This is a genomic window from Pseudohalocynthiibacter aestuariivivens, assembly GCF_018457175.1.
Lineage (GTDB): Bacteria > Pseudomonadota > Alphaproteobacteria > Rhodobacterales > Rhodobacteraceae > Pseudohalocynthiibacter > Pseudohalocynthiibacter aestuariivivens.
This window is the reverse complement of the sequence record NZ_JAGFNU010000013.1, coordinates 1-18,680: the sequence shown is the minus strand read 5'-3', so window position 1 is coordinate 18,680 and position 18,680 is coordinate 1. Positions and strand designations below refer to the sequence as shown.

Annotated in this window: 20 protein-coding genes and 1 tRNA gene; 9 read left to right on the top strand and 12 right to left on the bottom strand. The window is 52.9% G+C overall.

From position 1 onward, the window contains the following. Window positions 1-34: 34 nt before the first annotated feature. Window positions 35-2,209 (bottom strand): excinuclease ABC subunit UvrB, encoded by a 2,175-nt coding sequence (gene uvrB / locus J4E70_RS15990; protein WP_213890655.1) that lies wholly within the window; start codon window positions 2,207-2,209, stop codon window positions 35-37. A 362-nt stretch (window positions 2,210-2,571) separates the two neighbouring features. On the opposite strand from uvrB, the gene J4E70_RS15985 reads away from it, so the two are divergent. Continuing rightward, entirely contained in the window at window positions 2,572-2,883 is a 312-nt protein-coding gene (locus J4E70_RS15985) for an ETC complex I subunit (RefSeq protein ID WP_213890654.1), read from the top strand. Between the two features lie 106 nt (window positions 2,884-2,989). Next, window positions 2,990-3,066: transfer RNA gene (locus J4E70_RS15980), tRNA-Arg, on the top strand. A 389-nt stretch (window positions 3,067-3,455) separates the two neighbouring features. On the opposite strand, the gene J4E70_RS15975 is transcribed toward J4E70_RS15980, so the two are convergent. The 4 genes from J4E70_RS15975 to J4E70_RS15960 form a co-directional block, all read right to left on the bottom strand. Continuing rightward, the gene (locus tag J4E70_RS15975; protein WP_213890653.1) at window positions 3,456-4,130 is read right to left on the bottom strand and encodes an ankyrin repeat domain-containing protein; all 675 of its coding nucleotides are present in this window, start codon (window positions 4,128-4,130) and stop codon (window positions 3,456-3,458) included. A gap of 54 nt (window positions 4,131-4,184) precedes the next feature. Further along, window positions 4,185-4,667: a GlcG/HbpS family heme-binding protein gene (locus tag J4E70_RS15970; protein ID WP_213890652.1), complete on the bottom strand. Its 483-nt coding sequence runs from the start codon at window positions 4,665-4,667 to the stop codon at window positions 4,185-4,187. Window positions 4,668-4,756: 89 nt separating this feature from the next. Then, on the bottom strand, window positions 4,757-5,365 hold the full coding sequence (locus tag J4E70_RS15965; protein ID WP_213890651.1) for a response regulator transcription factor: 609 nt from the start codon (window positions 5,363-5,365) through the stop codon (window positions 4,757-4,759). Next, on the bottom strand, window positions 5,362-6,843 hold the full coding sequence (locus J4E70_RS15960; protein WP_246531806.1) for a sensor histidine kinase: 1,482 nt from the start codon (window positions 6,841-6,843) through the stop codon (window positions 5,362-5,364). The genes J4E70_RS15965 and J4E70_RS15960 overlap by 4 nt, the downstream gene beginning before the upstream one ends. Window positions 6,844-6,944: 101 nt before the next feature. Between J4E70_RS15960 and J4E70_RS15955 the strand changes: the two genes are divergently transcribed. Continuing rightward, window positions 6,945-7,094: a hypothetical protein gene (locus J4E70_RS15955; RefSeq protein WP_213890649.1), complete on the top strand. Its 150-nt coding sequence runs from the start codon at window positions 6,945-6,947 to the stop codon at window positions 7,092-7,094. Between the two features lie 161 nt (window positions 7,095-7,255). On the opposite strand, the gene J4E70_RS15950 is transcribed toward J4E70_RS15955, so the two are convergent. Beyond that, window positions 7,256-8,128, bottom strand: a complete 873-nt coding sequence (locus J4E70_RS15950; protein WP_213890648.1) for a LysR family transcriptional regulator — start codon at window positions 8,126-8,128, stop codon at window positions 7,256-7,258. Between the two features lie 168 nt (window positions 8,129-8,296). On the opposite strand from J4E70_RS15950, the gene J4E70_RS15945 reads away from it, so the two are divergent. The 5 genes from J4E70_RS15945 (at window position 8,297) to J4E70_RS19405 (ending at window position 11,353) form a co-directional block, all read left to right on the top strand. Then, window positions 8,297-8,707: a GFA family protein gene (locus tag J4E70_RS15945; RefSeq protein WP_213890647.1), complete on the top strand. Its 411-nt coding sequence runs from the start codon at window positions 8,297-8,299 to the stop codon at window positions 8,705-8,707. A 35-nt stretch (window positions 8,708-8,742) separates the two neighbouring features. Continuing rightward, the gene (locus tag J4E70_RS15940) at window positions 8,743-8,937 is read left to right on the top strand and encodes a DUF1059 domain-containing protein (RefSeq protein WP_213890646.1); all 195 of its coding nucleotides are present in this window, start codon (window positions 8,743-8,745) and stop codon (window positions 8,935-8,937) included. Between the two features lie 493 nt (window positions 8,938-9,430). Beyond that, window positions 9,431-10,198 carry an ABC transporter substrate binding protein gene (locus J4E70_RS15935; protein WP_246531805.1) on the top strand — a complete coding sequence of 256 codons (768 nt, stop codon included), beginning with the start codon at window positions 9,431-9,433 and terminating at the stop codon, window positions 10,196-10,198. Window positions 10,199-10,309: 111 nt separating this feature from the next. After that, the gene (locus J4E70_RS19410) at window positions 10,310-10,855 is read left to right on the top strand and encodes an IS110 family transposase (protein WP_246531804.1); all 546 of its coding nucleotides are present in this window, start codon (window positions 10,310-10,312) and stop codon (window positions 10,853-10,855) included. After that, window positions 10,856-11,353, top strand: a complete 498-nt coding sequence (locus tag J4E70_RS19405) for an IS110 family RNA-guided transposase (RefSeq protein ID WP_246531803.1) — start codon at window positions 10,856-10,858, stop codon at window positions 11,351-11,353. 399 nt (window positions 11,354-11,752) lie between these two features. On the opposite strand, the gene J4E70_RS15925 is transcribed toward J4E70_RS19405, so the two are convergent. From J4E70_RS15925 to J4E70_RS15900, 6 genes are read right to left on the bottom strand one after another with little or no spacing between them, the layout of a single operon-like run. Further along, complete coding sequence (locus J4E70_RS15925) at window positions 11,753-12,544, bottom strand: SDR family NAD(P)-dependent oxidoreductase (RefSeq protein ID WP_246531802.1); 792 nt, start codon at window positions 12,542-12,544, stop codon at window positions 11,753-11,755. 22 nt (window positions 12,545-12,566) lie between these two features. Next, window positions 12,567-13,322, bottom strand: a complete 756-nt coding sequence (locus tag J4E70_RS15920) for an SDR family NAD(P)-dependent oxidoreductase (protein WP_213890645.1) — start codon at window positions 13,320-13,322, stop codon at window positions 12,567-12,569. Window positions 13,323-13,360: 38 nt separating this feature from the next. Beyond that, window positions 13,361-14,179, bottom strand: a complete 819-nt coding sequence (locus J4E70_RS15915) for an ABC transporter permease (RefSeq protein ID WP_213890644.1) — start codon at window positions 14,177-14,179, stop codon at window positions 13,361-13,363. 10 nt (window positions 14,180-14,189) lie between these two features. Continuing rightward, on the bottom strand, window positions 14,190-15,041 hold the full coding sequence (locus J4E70_RS15910; protein WP_213890643.1) for an ABC transporter permease: 852 nt from the start codon (window positions 15,039-15,041) through the stop codon (window positions 14,190-14,192). A gap of 22 nt (window positions 15,042-15,063) precedes the next feature. After that, a complete protein-coding gene (locus J4E70_RS15905; protein ID WP_213890642.1) occupies window positions 15,064-16,224 on the bottom strand; it encodes an ABC transporter substrate-binding protein in 1,161 nt (386 codons plus the stop codon). A 26-nt stretch (window positions 16,225-16,250) separates the two neighbouring features. Continuing rightward, entirely contained in the window at window positions 16,251-17,375 is a 1,125-nt protein-coding gene (locus tag J4E70_RS15900; protein ID WP_213890641.1) for an ABC transporter ATP-binding protein, read from the bottom strand. A gap of 121 nt (window positions 17,376-17,496) precedes the next feature. On the opposite strand from J4E70_RS15900, the gene J4E70_RS15895 reads away from it, so the two are divergent. After that, window positions 17,497-18,291, top strand: coding sequence for a helix-turn-helix transcriptional regulator (locus tag J4E70_RS15895; RefSeq protein ID WP_213890640.1), 795 nt, complete (start codon window positions 17,497-17,499; stop codon window positions 18,289-18,291). Window positions 18,292-18,680: the final 389 nt, after the last annotated feature.

Here is an 18,680-nt window from a genome sequence, read left to right as displayed (position 1 = left end):
CAGAAAATTCTCTAAGTGTAAATAACCAGTTTCACTACGCTTTTTTCTGTGATTTTCCGCGATACATTCTTGTTCCGGCCTTACCTGCCGTCGAACGCCCGCGTGTTTTCACTGCGGCTTCTGAAGCTGCGTCTATAGCAGACTGCCGGGCAAGCGGGTCGTCTGCTATGGCGAGCTCAACCGCTTCAAGCCGTTTCACCTCGTCCCGGATGCGCGCGGCTTCCTCAAACTCAAGATTCTCGGCAGCTTTACGCATCTCTGTGCGCAGACCATCAAGATGCGCCTGAAGATTGGCTCCAACCATCGGTTTTTCGAGCTTGGCAGTAACGCGCAACATATCAACGTCGCCCTCGTAAAGCCCGGACAGCACATCACCGACGTTCTTCTTGATCGTTTCGGGTGTGATGCCGTGTTTTACGTTGTAATCAACCTGACGTGCGCGGCGGCGGTCTGTTTCGGCGAGGGCCCGCTCCATGCTGCCGGTGATCCGGTCAGCATACATAATAACACGGCCTTCGGCGTTCCGGGCGGCCCGCCCGATGGTCTGGATGAGCGACGTTTCAGAGCGCAGAAAACCTTCTTTGTCCGCGTCCAGAATGGCCACCAATCCACACTCAGGTATGTCGAGCCCTTCGCGCAACAGGTTGATGCCAATCAATACGTCAAAAGCACCTAGGCGCAGATCACGCAGAATTTCGATACGTTCCAGCGTATCGATGTCTGAATGCATGTATCGAACGCGAATGCCTTGTTCGTGCAGGTATTCGGTTAAATCCTCAGCCATACGCTTGGTCAGCGTGGTGACCAGAATACGCATGTCTTTGGCCGCGACGTGCCGGATTTCATCGAGCAAGTCATCAACCTGCATTTCGACAGGCCGAATCTCGATCTGCGGATCTATCAGACCTGTCGGACGAATAACCTGTTCAACAAACACACCGCCGGATTGTTCGAGCTCCCATTTAGAAGGCGTGGCGGACACATAAACAGATTGTGGACGCATCGCGTCCCATTCCTCGAACTTCAGGGGACGGTTGTCCATACAGGACGGCAGGCGGAAGCCGTGTTCCGCCAGTGTAAACTTTCGGCGATGGTCGCCTTTATACATGCCACCGATTTGCGGGATCGAAACATGCGATTCGTCCGCGAAAACAATTGCGTTGTCGGGAATATATTCGAACAAAGTCGGGGGGGGCTCACCCGGTGCGCGGCCTGTCAGGTACCGCGAATAGTTTTCGATACCGTTGCAAAACCCGCTCGCCTCAAGCATTTCCAGATCGAACTTGGTGCGCTGTTCCAGCCGCTGCGCTTCAAGCAGTTTGCCCTCGTTTTCAAGCTGCTTCAGACGAACTGCCAGTTCTTCCTTGATCCCTTTGATCGCCTGTACCAGCGTCGGTTTTGGCGTCACATAGTGCGAGTTCGCGTAAACGCGCACCTTTTCCAACTTGTCCGTTTTTTTACCCGTCAGCGTGTCAAACTCGGTGATTGCCTCCAGTTCGTCACCAAAGAAGGATAACCGCCAGCCGCGGTCTTCAAGGTGTGACGGCCAGATTTCAAGGCTGTCGCCCCGGACCCGGAAAGAGCCGCGCACAAACGCGTTGTCATTGCGCTTGTATTGCTGTGCGACCAGCGCCTGCATGATTTCGCGTTGGTTGTAGTTTTCACCCGTCACAAGGTCGAGCGTCATTGCAGTATAGGTTTCGGGCGAGCCGATACCATAGATGCAGCTGACAGAGGCGACGATGATCACGTCATCCCGTTCCAACAAGGCGCGGGTCGCCGAATGACGCATCCGGTCAATCTGTTCGTTGATCTGGCTTTCTTTTTCTATGTAGGTATCAGAGCGGGCAACATATGCTTCGGGCTGATAATAGTCATAGAAACTGACAAAATACTCGACCGAGTTTTCCGGAAAAAAGTTTTTGAATTCTCCGTACAACTGTGCGGCAAGCGTTTTATTGGGGGCAAGGATTATTGCGGGCCGCTGGGTCTCTTCGATCACCTTGGCCATGGTAAAGGTTTTTCCGGTACCGGTTGCTCCCAGCAACACCTGATTGCGTTCATCGTCATTTACGCCCTCTACCAGCTCCGCTATTGCTGTTGGCTGATCGCCAGAAGGTTGAAACTCTGTATGCATGACAAAGCGTTTGCCACCCTCCAGTTTCGGGCGCACCTGTGCATCAAGTTTCGGGGCAGACAACAAAGACATTGGGCTGATTCCTTCCGCCCTGTAGATTTGATCTGTTTTTGTTCTTGTTCAAGGGGCGCGGCGATACCATTCATAGGTAAATGGCGCATTGCACGGTAAGGACGTATTAATTAAAATAAAAAACAACCTATAGATGTTTTTTCTGTTGCGATGTTAACCATGCTCGCGTAACGTGCACTGACAAGCAGCACTTGGTTGTCGGTTCTGGCGCACCACCTACTCACCCCTCACTCCTCGTCATGAACCGGCAACCGCCCCTGCGGCAATTGTTGCTTAGGTAAACCACGCGCATTCCTGTATTTGTAGGCTTGAAATTACGGTGTGAATTCCCGATAACGGGGCACCGACGATAGGAGAGGTCCATGCAAGCGCGCATTTACAAGCCAGCTAAAAATGCCATGCAGTCCGGCACTGCAAAGACCAAGGAATGGACGCTTGAATTCGCTCCGGCTTCGGCCCGCGAGGTTGATCCGCTCATGGGGTGGACAAGTTCGTCTGATACGCAGTCACAGGTCCGTCTGAAATTTGCAACCAAGGACGCTGCCCTTGAATACGCGGCGGAAAAAGGGCTCGACGTTGTCGTGATGGAACCTAAAGTCCGCAAACCAGTCATCCGCAAAGGCGGGTATGGCGAAAATTTCGCCACCAATCGCCGGGGTGCTTGGACCCACTAATTTTTTTCGCCTCAAATAGTGTTTGATGCGAAAAGCAGTTTCGCTTTAAACAATGGGTGCTTGCCACTTGCGTTTTAGCCAGAGTCAAAGCAAAAGACGGCCCAGTGGTCCCATAGCTCAACTGGATAGAGCACCTGCCTTCTAAGCAGGGGGTTTCAGGTTCGAGTCCTGATGGGATCACCATAAATCTTTAAATAGTAATATAAAACAAATAGGTAGCTTAACTGGTCGGTTTCATTCCCACATATTCCCCATTTTTTTGGCTGAACAGCTGACTAGATTGGCGTCGAATTCTTTATTTTAAAGACCGCCTACAGAAAACCATCAAAGACAAACACACCATGAAGCTCCGTTAAACAAAGCGGCCTTTCGCCCCAACCGCAGCGAACTACCGCTTTGAGTCCTTAATGCCCAATGCCGCGCGGTGTTCGAACGGAAGTGATTTGCGCAATGCCGTCATTACTGTCTGTAAGGGCATTTTTTTGTTAAACTTATTGTCCGAGGAGAGGGCCGGTAGAAGAACAACTCTGCCATAAATAAGAAACCGCTATCTCGTTGTTTTTGAATGGCAATCATTTACGCTGCTCCAGCATCTCAACAATCTCAGTATAGTTATTGGCTTTGGCGTGCTCCAGAGGGGTTACGTGGTCACCATCGGTAATTGTTTTATCTGCACCGGCATCCACCAGCAGGCGGACAACATTCTGATGGTCAGGCCCACCGTCGCCCAGGACAACCGCTTCCATCAATGCGGTCCAGTGCAGGTTGTTGATATGGTCCAGCGGAGCGCCCGCATCGATCAGCCTGCGCACGATTCCAACATGACCAAGGTGCGCGGCGGCGATCAGCGCGGTACCGTCGTAGGGGCTGGTGGTCAGGCCCGGATCGTTGCCCAGTTCCAGGGCCAGGGCCATCAGTTCCGGGTCGTTGGCAACTGCGGCGATTGTCACAACGTCGTAAGCCTGGTTCTCAAGCGCGTTCATATCGACGCCGGCTTCGGCCAGCGCCTGCAGAGCTTCATCCTGTGAGGCAAAAGCGGCCACATGGGCAGGTGTCCGGCCACGCCTGTCACGGGAATTGACGTCTGCACCTGACGCAGTAAGACGCTGTATCGCTTCAACGTCACCATGATGGGCGGCCTGGTGCAGACCCTGATAGGCTGCGACTTCAGATGAGGATGGTGCCATTTGCGCATGAGCCATTGATGCAAATCCCAGAAACACCGGCATCAATACAAACCTGAACATCAAAAATCCTCCTGGTAAAGTTGTGGCCCGCCAAGATGACGGACCACGTGTCTGTTATTCTGCGCCGATCGCATCCAGACCGGCACGCGCGCAGGCAGCATCAAGATGGCCGCCGGGAGCGCCGCCGACACCAATGCCGCCAACCAGTGCACCACCGATCTTGATTGGCAGGCCACCGCCCTGGATTACCATACGGTCATCCATGTAACGCAGCCCGTCGTGCATCGGGTTCTCTCCGATGAACTGCGCGAGGCCCGCGGTGTCGCGCCCCATCGAAGCTGACGTAAACGCTTTACCCTGGGCGCTGCCAACGGTGTGCGGCCCGGAGTTGTCAGCTTTCAGGTGCACTTTGACGGCGCCGTCGCGGGCAACAATGGCGACGCTGACATTGTAACCATCAGCGGCGCAGGCCTGAAGCGCGGTCTGAGCGGCCTCTGTTGCAAGGTCGAGCGGCAGGTAAGGGGCGGTTGGCAGTTCCTGCGCAGCAACGGCAACTGGAGCCAAGAAAGCGGCAGCGAGGGTAACTTTGCGGATCATATCTTGTTTCCTTCGTATTGTGATGAAGGCAAAATATTCGTCCCCGCCCTGCGGCGGTATTCGTATGCATTGCGGGGATATCCGTAGTTCTACGGAGTTCCGCACCCGTCCAGCCAGATCCGCGTCAGCTCGGCCTGAGAGGTTGTGCCAAGCTTTGCTCCGATAGCAGCACGGTGGCTTTCCACAGTGCGCGGCGACAGGCCAAGTCCTTCGGCGATCTGACGCGAAGTGAAACCCTCTGCGATCAAGTTTAGCACTTCGCCTTCCCGTGCAGTCAGGGATCCGACAAGAGCGCGGGCCTCGGCCTTTTCAGCCGCTACCTGCAGTTGTCGTTCAAGAGCGTCGCTGCCTTTCTGGATGGCATCGATCAAATCCTGCTCGTCAACGGGTTTGGACAGAAAATCCACCGCACCATTGCGAAACGCCCGGCGGCAGGCCTCAATGTCGCCGTGACCGGAAATAACCACGGTTGGCCAGTCGACACCCTTTTCGTTCAGACGTTCCTGCAACTTCAATCCTGAAAATACCGGCATTCTGATATCGAAGATCAGACAGCCGGGTTGCAGGTTTTCAAGCTGCAAAAGAAAGGACTGCGGATCTGCAAATGTCGTAACGTTTACTCCGACCGTCGAAAGCAGAAGTTCCAGCGCCCGGCGCACGGCTTCATCATCGTCAACCAGATAGACGGGATGAGTCATTGTGTTGCCTCCCGCTGCGTTTCCGCCAGAGGAAGAACGACACGGAACGTCGCGCCGGATGGGGTCGGGACATACGAAATCTCGCCACCTGCTCTCTCGACCAGCCTTTGGCTGAGCGCGAGCCCGAGACCGGTCCCGTCTTCTCTGGTGGTCAGGAACGGCGTGAATAGTTGTGGGCGTATATTTACGTCGACCCCGGGGCCATTGTCAGTCATTTCAAGCACAACATTTTCTGCAGACAATATCACCGCTACATCGACTTGCCCGCCCTGCACTCCATCAAGCGCGTCAAACGAGTTGCGCACCACGTTATAGATCACCTGCTCCATTTCGACCTGATCGGCCTGCACCATGACCGCCTGGGGCTGGATGTCAAAGCCAAGCTCCACGTCCCGCCGCAGGACTTCTGGCGCCAACAAAGCCTGCACATTTTTCAAAACGTCCCGCAGATCAAATCGTTTAATAGACGCCCGTTGTGGTCGCGACCAATTACGAAGCCGTTCAAGAATTGCTGACGCACGTTTACCCTGCGCCACCGTATCTTGAAACACGGGTCCGAGCGCGTCGGTTTCTCCCCTTGCCAAAAGGCGCAAACCAGCTTGGGACTGAGCAAGTATTGCAGTTAGCGGCTGTGTCAGTTCATGCGCCATGCCGCTTGCCATCTCGCCCATCGCGTTCACCCGTGTCGCGTGGGAAAGTTGCGCTTCCATCGTTCGCAGTTCGGCTTCCCGCTCCGCCGCCCGGGTCCGCCTGCGTTGCCGCAAACCCGTGAGCGCAATCAGATACAACAGACTGATCGCCACGGTTACACCAATGACCCGTAATGGCGGCAACAGGTCCAAAATCCCGAAGCGAGCTGTCGTTTCCAACAACAGAGGTTGTGATGCACTGCCAAGAGGTCTCGAATACTGGGCGCGACCGGTTTCGCCGGTTCCTATGAGGATGTGCCCGTCCGGCAATACCAGTCGCAGACCTGCGTTCTCACCCGACCAGAACTCCCCGTCGCCTGCCAACAACTGTCCGGCGTCTATTCCGAGAGCAAGCGCATTGGTTGCGGTGTCGTTGTTTGGACTTCGCTTCACCAACAGATAAAATCCGTCTCGGGTCGGATGAGGCAATAGCACTGGCGCACCCGTCGAACCCAGAGCGGCTGCACGGATCAGTTCAGAGCCTTCCGGACCGAGCGGAACCGTACTGACAGAATTCCGCGACGGGTCGACCGGGACAAGATGCACTTCGTCGATGCGCGGGTAAAATCGGCTGATTGTCGCTGCCACACCCAAGAATAAGTCTGACCGCTGCCCTTCCCCTGCGACCGCAATTGCTGACAACGCGGTGAGGTGCGCATCATGTTGACCTGCCCGTTGCGAAGCGGCGCGATGAAGTGCTGCGCTTTCGCGTTCCAGCTCAGAAAGATGAAGCCTGTCCTGAACAAACGCGAGTGCAGCGACGCCCAAAATAACGAGACCTAGCCACAAAAAATGCTGCCTGCGGATTGTCAGCTGTCGCGGAATTGATTGAGTCCGGGTTTTCATAAAGTGGTACTATATGTACTTACGTGCCGCGCCGGAACAGTGAAATGACTGACGTCAGCGCTTATGGCGCCAATGTAGAGATGTGCCGGAACCTGACATTAAGCATGTTCTACTTAGTGACGGAAATGTCCGTTGAGCAGACGGTGGCTAAAATTGCGGCGAAGGTCCGGATCGAGCCCAAACTGCCACTTTAGCATGCCTCAGCGAACGTCCGTTTTCTGATTTCGCGAAACCCATCTGACGCCTAAGTTATGAGAGTTCGGATTCAAAAGTTGGTTTTGAGAAAAGTTAGTAGCTTGCCCGACAACGAGGCGCGGGATTCTTGTTAACTCCGTACTGGCCAGACATTACTTGCTCAAGCTGATACAGTCTCCGCTTTGGATTTGAGCCAATCCAAGAATGTCCTGGTAGCCGGGCGTTCATATTCTTGTGGCGTTTGGATGTAGTAAACGCCGAATAGAGTCTCGGAAAATAACTCGACGACCTTTCCAGCTTCGAGATCGTCCTTGAAAAATGCACGCGCTGTGTAAGTGATACCGTCGCCGCGACGAACCGCAGACATGATTAGGTTCCCCGGCATGTGGTTTACGGTCAACGGCCGGTCTGGGACCACACCGTGAAAGGTGAACCATTCCGCAGCTTCGTTTGTGCCTAGTTCCTGAAGCCATGGTAGGGCAACCAAAGATGCCGGGTCACTCAGGTTTCGATTGCCGATGAGCGATGGTGCCCCAATCACAATCATATCCGAGATCAACACGGGCTCGATTTCCGGACCAGGCCGACGCCTGTCGCGATAGCGGATCGCGACGTCAATTCCACCGGGCTTCAACTCCACGATATCTGACGTCGGGTTGAGCATGAGCGAGATCTCTGGGTTGTCTTGTTGAAACTCCGATATCCTCGGCATCAGCCATTCCACAGCAAATGCCGGAGACATTGTTACCTGTACGGGACGGTTTGCTGCGTCTTCAGATAGGCGCTCCACGCCTCGGCCAATAATTTCAAACCCAAGGCCCAATTCCCGGGCAAGAAGAGCTCCCGGACCTGTCAGCTCGATACCTCGCCCTATTCGTGTGACCAAGGCGGTGCCAAGGCGTTTTTCCAGTGCCTTCACTTGCTGGCTAACGGCGGCTTGCGTCACGTTGAGCCGATCCGCCGCAAAGGTGTAACTTCCGGTTTCGGCGACCGCTGAAAACGCACGAAGGCTGTTTAAAGGGGGGAGGTTCATCCAGTCCATACAATAGAATTTCTAATATTTCGATATAATTATTGAGTCGCATGTAGACCTGAAAAAAGCAATATTGACAATGTGATGAATCTGAGAACGAAGCCGATTTCCTCCCATATAGGCGGGAGATTTAATTGGCTGTCGAGTAGAAAGAGGATGCGCGAAGCTATGCAAAAATTTGGAGGTGGATGTTATTGCGGCGCAGTCCGCTATCAGATTGTTGGCCCGCCTGCTTGGTCCGGCCATTGCCACTGTCGTTCATGCCAATTGGCGCTCGGCGGTGCCTTTGTCACTTGGGCCAAGGTTGCAGTTGACGATTTCATTGTAACGAAAGGCGAAATCAGGTTTTTCCTGAAAACACCGGGAATAAAGCGGGGCTTCTGTGGGGATTGCGGGACAACGCTGACCTACGCTGCCGAGAACAAAGTCGAGGGCCAGAACTGGAGCGCTGACGCGTGGTTCTCAGCGGCCACTCTTGACGATCCCTCCATTGCCAAGCCCAAGACCCATGTCTTTGTTTCCCACCAGCAACCCTGGATCAAATTTGCCGACGAACTTCCGACATTTCCCGAATTTTAGGACATGACGAGTTCAAAACCGAAAAGGAGATCTAGATGAGTACTGCATATTCATACGCCTGCAAGGACTGTGAGGGCATGGAAGACTGCCCGGGCAAGGTTGTTGCCGCGACAGAGGATGAAGTTTGGAAACTGATGGAGCTCCATGCCGTCGTTGCTCATGGCGAAGATCCCAGCTCTTGGGATGGCGAAACACGGGAATACCTAAAGACTTTGATCACACGCGAATGACGGCCGAATCGTAGGTACGATTATTAGAAACTGCGTACAAATGTTTTGAATTCTCGCCGTTTTTATAGCTTCGGGCCAGTTGGCCCACTACACAGTCCATCTTACGCAAAGAAACCAGCCAGTTCTCAAGGAGAGTACTGAAGGGTGGGCTAAAACATGTCCGGAAATTAGACAGTATAGTAGTAGTAAACCTATAGGGATTTGTGCATCAAACGATCCCAAAACTAGACTAAACGATGTCTAATTGCTAATATAGCAGCTTAAATCTCAGCATTGTTACGTACCAGTAAACGCTTCTTGACTGGTCAGTAAAAAATCCAGCATTCATTGTGGCAGACGTCTTTCAGCCCGAACCTGTCGATGACGGACCTTATGTCCGTCCTTCAAAAAGCGAACAGGGGGCGAAAATAGTGGGTTCGATGCTGAAGTCACCCTGCGCCTTGCCCATCAGGACAAGTCCAATTTTGCCGGATTCATCGAGGAATCGAGGCAGTTGGGCGCTGATTTGGTTGCGATTTATGGAACCAGCGTGACGTTGGGAATACTTGGCCGAAAGACCGACGATGGAAATACGCAATTTATCAACGGTATCCCGGGAGTTTTTTGGTATGTCGCAGACCCGTTTGGAACGGGCATTGCTGAAAGCTTCGAAGGTAGCGGCCGCCCGCACATTGCGGGAACGTTTAATCGCGTTCCGGAGGAGGTAAACATCCGCACCATCCGGAGCATTAAGCCAAGTTTTCAGCATCTTGGTATCCTTTACAACGGAAATGAACGCAACTCGTTGATCAAGGTCGAGGAACATCGCGCTCTTTCACAAGAAATGGGATATGAGCTCACCGCGATTGAGCTTGATCCAGGAAATACGGGAGCGCCAAACCCCGCATTAATTCCGGTGCGCATGAAGGAACTTTCTGAAGCTGATGTGGATTTTATCTACTTGGGATCAAGCTCTTATCTGCGCATACATGCCGATGCATTTACCAATGCCGCAGTTGAGAATGGACTTCCAGTTCTGAGCCCGTATGAGGAAATGATCCGAGAAAACCAGGCATTGGTGTCAATTGCTGCGCGTGCTTATGATGTTGGACGTGTGGCAGCAGAACAAGTACTCAAGATCCTTAGAGATGGTGATACGCCCGGCGACCTGCCAATTGCCCGCGTCACTGATTTTGCTTACGTCGTAAACATGGAAGTAGCGCGCAAGCTAGGCATTTTCCCATCCGTGGAAATTTTGCAAGTGGCTGAGACCATCAAGTAATACCTATCATTGTTTTTAGCGGACATGGCGTATCTGCGGCGGATCCAGGTTGTGAGGTTTCAAACATCGCTATTGTTTGCGGAGAAACCCTGCAGCCAGAGGAGAGATACTATGAAACGCTACGTTGGAATTGATGTCGCCCAAGAGCAATGCGCCCTTTGCATTGTGGATGATGCGGGCACGATCCTGTTCGAGGGGACTTGCGCGACGAACCCAGATGAAATTGTTTGCACCATCGTTGCTGAAGTCGATGACGTGGAGAAGATCGTTCACGAGTCCGGCCCGATGTCGATCTGGTTAACACGAGAGCTGGTTAAGCGAGGCGCACCCGTTGTTTGCATTGATGCGCGGGCCGTTCACATAGTGCTGTTGGCGCGGATGAACAAGTCTGATAAATCGGACGCTGTCGGGCTCGCGCAATTGGCCCGCACGGAGTGGTATGGCGCGGTTCACGTGAAGAGTGAGGCGAGCGACCAGTTACGTCTCATACTTTCAGCACGAGAACGATTGATCCGCATTCGGATGGACATTGAAGGGCAAGTACGGGGTCTTTTGAAGGCCTATGGGATCCGGCTAGGGCCGATAAATGCGGGCTACAGCCGAAGGAGCTTCCGCGATCAACTGGGGGCGGCGATTAAGGGGGATCAAAGCTTGTAGATGATCTTCGCCTCGTTGATCGAAGTGCATGAAACCGTCTGTCTCGAAGTCACTGCGATCGATGCAAAGGTACAGCAGCTTGCCAAAGACAATACTCTGGCACGGCGTCTGACGAGTATCCCGGGCGTTGGTCCCATCGTCAGCCTTAGCTTCATCGCGACAATCGACGATGTGGCGCGGTTCCGCAAAGCGACAGATGTGGGCGCGTATTTGGGACTGACCCCAAGGCGATATCAATCTGGTGAAACGGACTGGTCGGGGCGCATCTCGAAATGCGGTGACGGGTCCATGCGCAAGCTGCTTTATGAGGCGGCCAACATCCTGATCCAACGTGTGTCGCGCTTCTCACCGCTCAAAGCATGGGCCATGCGGCTCGTGGCGCGAAGAGGTATGAAGAAGGCCATCGTTGCCACGGCGCGAAAACTGGCTGTCATCATGACCCGGATCTGGCGCGATGGCGCAACCTTCGCCTGGACCAAAGAGGGATTGCCAGCATGAGTTAACTTAAAACCGAATACGCCTGTCCGGGTGTAAAAACGTCCCATCGGGACGGAGGCCGGATGACCTCGCCGACCAATGTCGATGCGCCTGAAATTTGGCGACCTCGCAGCGGACCTTTTTGAGGCACCAGTCCCCGACGCCATTATGAGGCGGCAACGCCGACCTTGGAGAGAACCATGAGCCCGACGAGACCGAAATACGCCCTTGAATTAACGGCCGCAGATAGAGAACTTTGGTAACTACAATGATCTGAAGGAAGGCGGGTTTCTGTCATTCGCGGGACGTGCGAAAGCAAACCGGCGGTCATGATAGAACCCGTATGCGTGATCTGTATTTCACCCTCGAAGTTATCTTGCGTGACTTCAGAGGCTAGCAGCCACGCATGCGGTCTTGGGCTTACCCTTTGGCGTACCAGCCATTGTCGACATATGTCGCGTTACCATTCACGAAACTGGCTTCGTCCGAGGCCAGGAAAACCACTGCCGCTGCAACCTCTTCTGGGTAACAAATGCGACCTTGCGTGGCTGCCATGCCGGATACTTCCCATTCTTGTCCTGCGGCATCCAACTCGGCGATTTCCTTCAGTCCGTGCGCTGTTTCGACAAAACCGGGGCATACCGCGTTACAGCGAATGCCTGCATCGCGATACTCGGTGGAAATCGTGCGGGCCAATTGCAGCACTGCCCCCTTCGACATGCAGTAGACGGATTCTAGCGCGTAGCCGAGTTCCGCCGCAATGGATGACGTTATTACAATCGAACCACCGCCATTCTCGCTCATTTCTCGAACGGCACGGCGACAAACTAAAAAAGCTGACTTTACGTTTACGTCCATCAGCCAGTCGTAGTCTTCTTCCGTGGTCTCATGCAGCGGCTTTACGATGATTGTTCCGGCATGATTAAACAGCACGTTGTAAGGGCCAAAGGCGGCGATGGAGCCGTCGAAGGCGCGGTCGATTTCGTCCGCCTTGGTTAAGTCCGCCTGAAAAAACTCCGCCTCTCCGCCGGCCTTGCGGATCAAGTCCACCGTTTCAAAACCTTCCTCGATCTGAATATCGAAGATACTGACCTTGGCGCCCTCACGGGCAAACGCCAGAGCGGTGGCGCGCCCGATCCCTGTTGCACCACCAGTGATGACTGCTACTTTTCCAGCCAGGCGGCCAGCGGCGGATTTAGATTGCATCGACATGGTAAACTCCGAGTTGTTAGATCTAAATGCATTCACCGCCATCAATTACCAGGGCGTGCCCGGTCATAAACGACGACATATCCGAGGCCAGAAATAGAACCGAGTCAGCGATCTCATCTGAGGTCCCCCAGCGTCCCATTGGGACGTTCTCGGCAACATAGCCCTCAAGATTTGACCGCCCGCCCATCTGCTTTTCAAAGCCAGCATTGAACGGTGTGTCGATGAAGCCTGGACACAAAGAATTGAAGCGTACTTTGTATTTGGCATAATCCGCGGCCATCTGCCGTGTCATCGCAACGATGGCGTGCTTGGTCGTGGCATATGCGATCATTTCGCGGTCATACTGCACACCCGAGTTGGACGAGGTGATGATGATGCTGCCGCCGCCCTGAGTTTTCATTGGGCCGACCGCCGCCCTCGCGGCGACGAAATGCGCGCGCACATTCAACCGCCAGGACATATCCATGTCTTCGAGGGAAACCTGTTCAAGATTTCCCTCAATCTGATAGCCAGCATGGGAGTGGAGAACATCCAGCCGTCCTAAATCGCTTGCAGTCTTTTCAATGGCCGCGGCGAGTGCCTCGTCATCCAGAACATCGAGTGCCAGAGATGTCACCTGGCAACCTTCCTCCAGCAAATCATCAGCAACGCGCGCCGCTTTTGCACCATCCAGATCCGTGACGGCAACATGCGCCCCGCTGCGCGCCATCGCAGTAGCACTTGCGCGGCCGATGCCAGATCCTGCCCCGGTGACGAAGGCGACTCTACCTTGCAGCAAGGTTTCGTTGGTTTTGCCGGTGGGTGTTTTGTTTGGAGTTATTTTGATTTCTTTTCTCCACGTCGCAAAAGAATTTGGGCGGCGACCAGCATGACAAGAGAAACCGCAAGAACCATAGTGCCAATAGCGTTGATTTCTGGAGTGACGCCGCGCCGAATCGACGAAAACACATAGATTGGCAGAGTAGTTTCTGATCCGGCTACAAAAAACGCGATGATGAAGTCATCAAAGCTGAAAGTAAAACTAAGAAGAAAACCTGCGAGAACAGCTGGGAAAATTAACGGCAAAGTCACTTGCCGGAACGTCCCGAACGGCGTGGCGTATAGGTCCGAAGACGCCTCGGTCAACGCTCGGTCCATTCCAGAAAGGCGTGCCCGAACGATGATGATTACAAGCGCCATCAGGAACATCGTGTGTGCTGCAACCAGTGAACCCAGTCCCATGTTCAGTTTTGGAGGCGTGCCATCCCCAGGCCAGATCGAAGCTAGCACCGGGTTCAATTGGTCGAACACTGTCACCAAACCAATCAGAGTGGCGATACCGATGACGATACCAGGGATCATGACCGCGACGTATATCAGCATGTCAAATACTGTCCGCACCGGTCCTTTGATCCCTTGCAACGCGACTGCGGCCATCGTTCCAAATAAACTTGCCAGCAAAGCCGAAGTGAACGCAACCAAAAGGCTTGTCTGAAGTGCGTCCATAACAAATGGGTTCGAAAGTGCCTTACCATACCATTGGGTCGAAAATCCCTGAAGCTGGCTGGCATGACGCCCGGCATTGAAACTGAAAAGCACGATTATGCCGATGGGAAAATAGAGAAATATGTAGACACAACTGGCATAGAGTCTCATCAAGGCACCTTCACATGATCGAGACGTCTTCACGGCTTGCGCCAAGACGATTGATAAGCCGCATGTAGATCGTGACGGTGATCAGCATAACGAGGACTAGTGTGACAGCTACAGCTGAGCCATATGCCCAATTTCGGGACTGCAGGAATAGGTCGACCAATGCGTTGCCAACAAAGAACACTTTGCCACCGCCTAGAAGCGCTGGGATCAGGAATTCTCCCATCAGCAGGATGAAGACCAGCATACAACCTGTCGCAATTCCCGGAATGGAAAGGGGAAGCGTGATTTGCAGGAATGTAGCCCATGGTTTGGCGCCAAGGTCGGAAGATGCCTCAAGCAGGCGCTTGTCCAAACGGTCGAGACTAACAAAAATAGGGAATACCATAAGCGGCAGGTAGCCGTAAATAATACCGACAAGAACGGCGAAGGGCGTGTTGATCAGCCGCACGCCTTCGATGCCCACCCAGTCAAGCAGTGCAGGAAGACCTCTTCCGCCCAAAATAAAAATCCATGCGTAGCTTCGGATCAAGATGGATGTCCAGAAGGGCACGATAACCAGAACCAGCAAGATGGTTTTCCACTTCGGATCAGCCTTGACCGCCAGAAAATAGGCAAGCGGGTAAGCAATCAATAACGAAGCCAGCGTTCCAATCGGTGCAAGAGTCATAGTGTTCTTGAACGCTGTCCATCGTGCAGGAAGATTGGCATATTGTTCAAGAGTAAAAGCGGGCACGACCCCTCCGGCGGGTGCCCGCTCTCCAAAGCTGAAAACGAGAACAACAGTCAGCGGTAGCAACAGCATCACCAGAAACCACGTTCCGGCAGGTGCAAGAAGTAACCAGTTGCGTGCGCGTTGGGTCATGTTGTTCTCGTCCGTTCTAGACTTAGGCAGACTTGAAACGCGCCATCAGCTCGGCACGGTTCGGGTCTGTCAGGGTCACGGCTGCGCCGAACTCCAGCGCGTTCAGCAGGTCTTGCGCTGGATAGAGGATCGGATCGTTTAGCAGTTCCTCGGGCAACAACGCGTTGGTATGCGCGTCGGCTGACGGGTAGCCATGAGCCAACACTTCTTTAGCGTTTACATTTGGATCCAGCATAAAGTTGATCAACGCATAGGCTGCGTCCATATGCGGCGCTCCCTTGGGGATAGCATAGTAGTCGCTCCAAAGCTCGCCTCCCTCAACCCCAAGCACATATTCGATCTCAGGGATGTCGGTGTTCAGCTGCTTGCCATCACCAGTCCAGCACATGGTCATCCAGGCATCGCCACTGCGCATCGACGGCTGATAATCCGAAGAAATCGCAAACAGGTGTGGTTTTGAGTCGATCAGCAGTTTTTCTGCATCAGCCAGTTCTTTTTCATCCACCGAATTGAAAGAATAACCAAAATATTTCAGTGCGTTGCCGATCGTAGTTAGCTGATAGTCATGAACCATGGTGCGCCCCGAGAGGCTGTCCATGGTCATGTCCCAAAAGTCTTTCCACGAGGTCATTTTGTGACCGCCGGTGTGGCTTGTGTTTACCGCATAACCCGTGGTGCCCCAATTTTTTGGTACAGCATAAAGCTTGCCATCAACCGAGCCGGCCTCGGCATACCGCGGATCAAAGGCGGACGGGTCATAATTTGGTAGGCGCGAAACATCCAATGGCTCAATTAGGTCTTCACTGACATAGGTTGTGATGGTGTAATTGGTCGGTACATAGACGTCCCAGCCGCTGCCGCCAGCCTGAAGCTTGGCCAGCATTTCCTCATTCGAACCAAACACATTAACCTGTACATGGGCGCCAGTCGCTTCGGTGAAAGCTTCGAAATTTGCAGGGTCATGGTAGTTAGGCCAAGTTGCTAAAATGACCCGGTCGCCAATATCGCCGGCAGCGAAAGCAGGCTTTGGGAGCAATCCGGGCACAGCAGCGCCCATAACTGCGGTTGCAGCGCCAAGTCCGGTGACATTCAAAAAATGGCGTCGGGTAACGGAACCCTTCTTGTAGCGATATAGCTCGTCCATGAACGCCTGTTTGGAAATGTGATCATTGTGATTTGTCATTGTATTGCTCCCTGTTGTTGATGTGATTACGGGTTGCTGTCGAGAACAAGCGCTGCACTGGTTTCCCACGAGGCCAGCAATGTGTCGCCCGTATTGAACGGACCGTCGTTCAATTCTGATTGTCTTGGCGAAAGAACAAGAAACTCTCCAAGTGTCTGGTGTTTAACAAGGTACTCAGTGTGCTCGCCCAAAAAAATGCAATTTAGAACAGTAACAGATTCGCCTTCGCCTTCACGACGCAGTTTGATCTGTTCAGGGCGGACGCTGATGCAAACGTTCCGATCAATGGGTGCATCTACCATTGGCCGACCTTCGACCTCGGCACCATTTGCAAGACGCACGGACACCGACTGTCCCTCAGACTTAGTTGCGACTCCGTCAAAGAAGTTGGAAGTGCCAACAAAGCCAGCGACATAACGGCTCCTGGGATGGTCATAAAGTTCCTGAGGACTGCCGACCTGAACGATTTTCCCGTCCCGCATGATGCAAACACGATCACTCATCGAAAGGGCTTCTTCTTGATCATGAGTGACAAGAACAAACGTGATGCCAAGCTGGCGCTGCAAGTTCTGCAACTCGATCTGCATCTCTTTACGCAACTTACGGTCAAGAGCTGCCATCGGTTCATCGAGTAAAAGCAGCTTAGGTTCGTTCACAATCGCGCGGGCCAATGCCACGCGTTGTTGCTGTCCACCCGACATCTCCCAGATGCGGCGGTTTTCAAAACCAATAAGGCGTACGACTTCTAGCGTCTTGCCGACTTTTTCGGCAATCGTTGCTTTAGGGAGACGTGGACGACGCTGCCGGAGCCCATAACCAATGTTCTGCTCGACCGTCATATGCGGAAACAATGCATAGTGCTGGAATACCATGTTGACCGGTCGGTGATGCGCATCAAGATTGTTAACGACTTCGCCATCCAGAAGAACATCCCCCTCGGTCGGGGTCTCGAAGCCAGCCAGCATCCGCAAGGCCGTCGTTTTCCCGCATCCTGAAGGGCCAAGAAAGGACAGGAATTCACCTTCGGCGATCGCAAGATCCAATTCACTCGCGGCAAGCACATCACCGAACCGTTTTGAAACGCCCCTAAGTTCCGCAATTGCCTTTTTATTGCGTGGTGCGGGTCGCGCCTCATATCCCGTACTAATCATTTATTGCTATCTTTTTTCCATAGGGTAAATACTATCCTTATGGTGAAAACTGTATGAAAAACCTGTTTCGGTGTATATACCACGAATTTGGTAGAACATTTTGAGTAGTTGAAAAATTGTGATGGAAAACTGGACCAAAGCGACAGGCGTTGTCATCGAAGCTGTTGGCACCGAAGATTTCGCAAAATCCCTTTCCGCTGCGCTGAAAGGGATTGTCCCTTTCGATTTTACAGTGATCTTTGGGTATCTCGGTGCCGCACGCCCGATTGACTTGTTTGATGATTTCCCTCGGAAAAAGAGAAAAATCTTTGTCGAAGACTACCAGGAAGGTCCATACCTTCTCGACCCGTTCTATTTGGCCTGCGAGAATAAGGTGGAGCCGGGCCTCTATCGAATCCGTGATCTAGCCCCGGACCGCTTTTTTCAGGGCGAGTACTTCCGCAGCTACTACATGCGAACGGGATTGGCCGAAGAAATCGGCTTCTTTATCGAACTGCCTGACAAATCTATTGCAGTTGTTTCTCTTATGCGAGCGGAAAAGCCCTTTACCCAAAAAGAGGTGCGACAACTCCGCCAGTTCTGGCCGATCGTTCGTGCCCTATGCAGATGCCATTGGAGTGACTTATCCGCTCGTTCTGTAGAAGGTGAACATGCGGTTGCCAATTCAAGAATTCACCAAAGTGTAGAACTCGCCTTCCTCAATCTTGGTGAAGGTGTATTGACCCCGAGAGAACGACAGGTCGTGGAATACACACTTAAGGGTCACTCTGCCGATGCGGTGGGTCGAATACTGGAAATCTCACCTGGTACTGTCCGTATCCACAGACGTAATGTCTATTCCAAGTTACGCATTCGCTCGCAGGGTGAATTGTTTTCTAAATTTATCAAAACCTTAATCGCAGAACCCGTGGGTTGAGCGCTTGGATCTGCGATCATCGTGAATAGTTCAGGGATGTTTGGTTAATGGAAAACATGCATTTACCTGAATCTTTGCTCGACGTGGATTACGGTTCTAGGCGGTTCTAGAAAACTCTCGAACAACTATTGTCCTATGTTGTTTTGCGGCAATGACGATTCGGTCGATTGAACGGTTTTGGCCGTCCTCAAAATTTACTTGGTATTTGTCCTGTCACAATGCGCAACAAGAAGTCATTGGGCCACAAGTCCTGAACGGCTGGTTTGTCCGGCGGTTTCAACGGGTGGTCGCAACACTTTAGTCTTTTTGGAAAGATGGAGTGTTAGAGATGAAATATCGGACGCGGACGTTTTACACGGACAAACAGAAATCTGAGATGTGGGATCGGT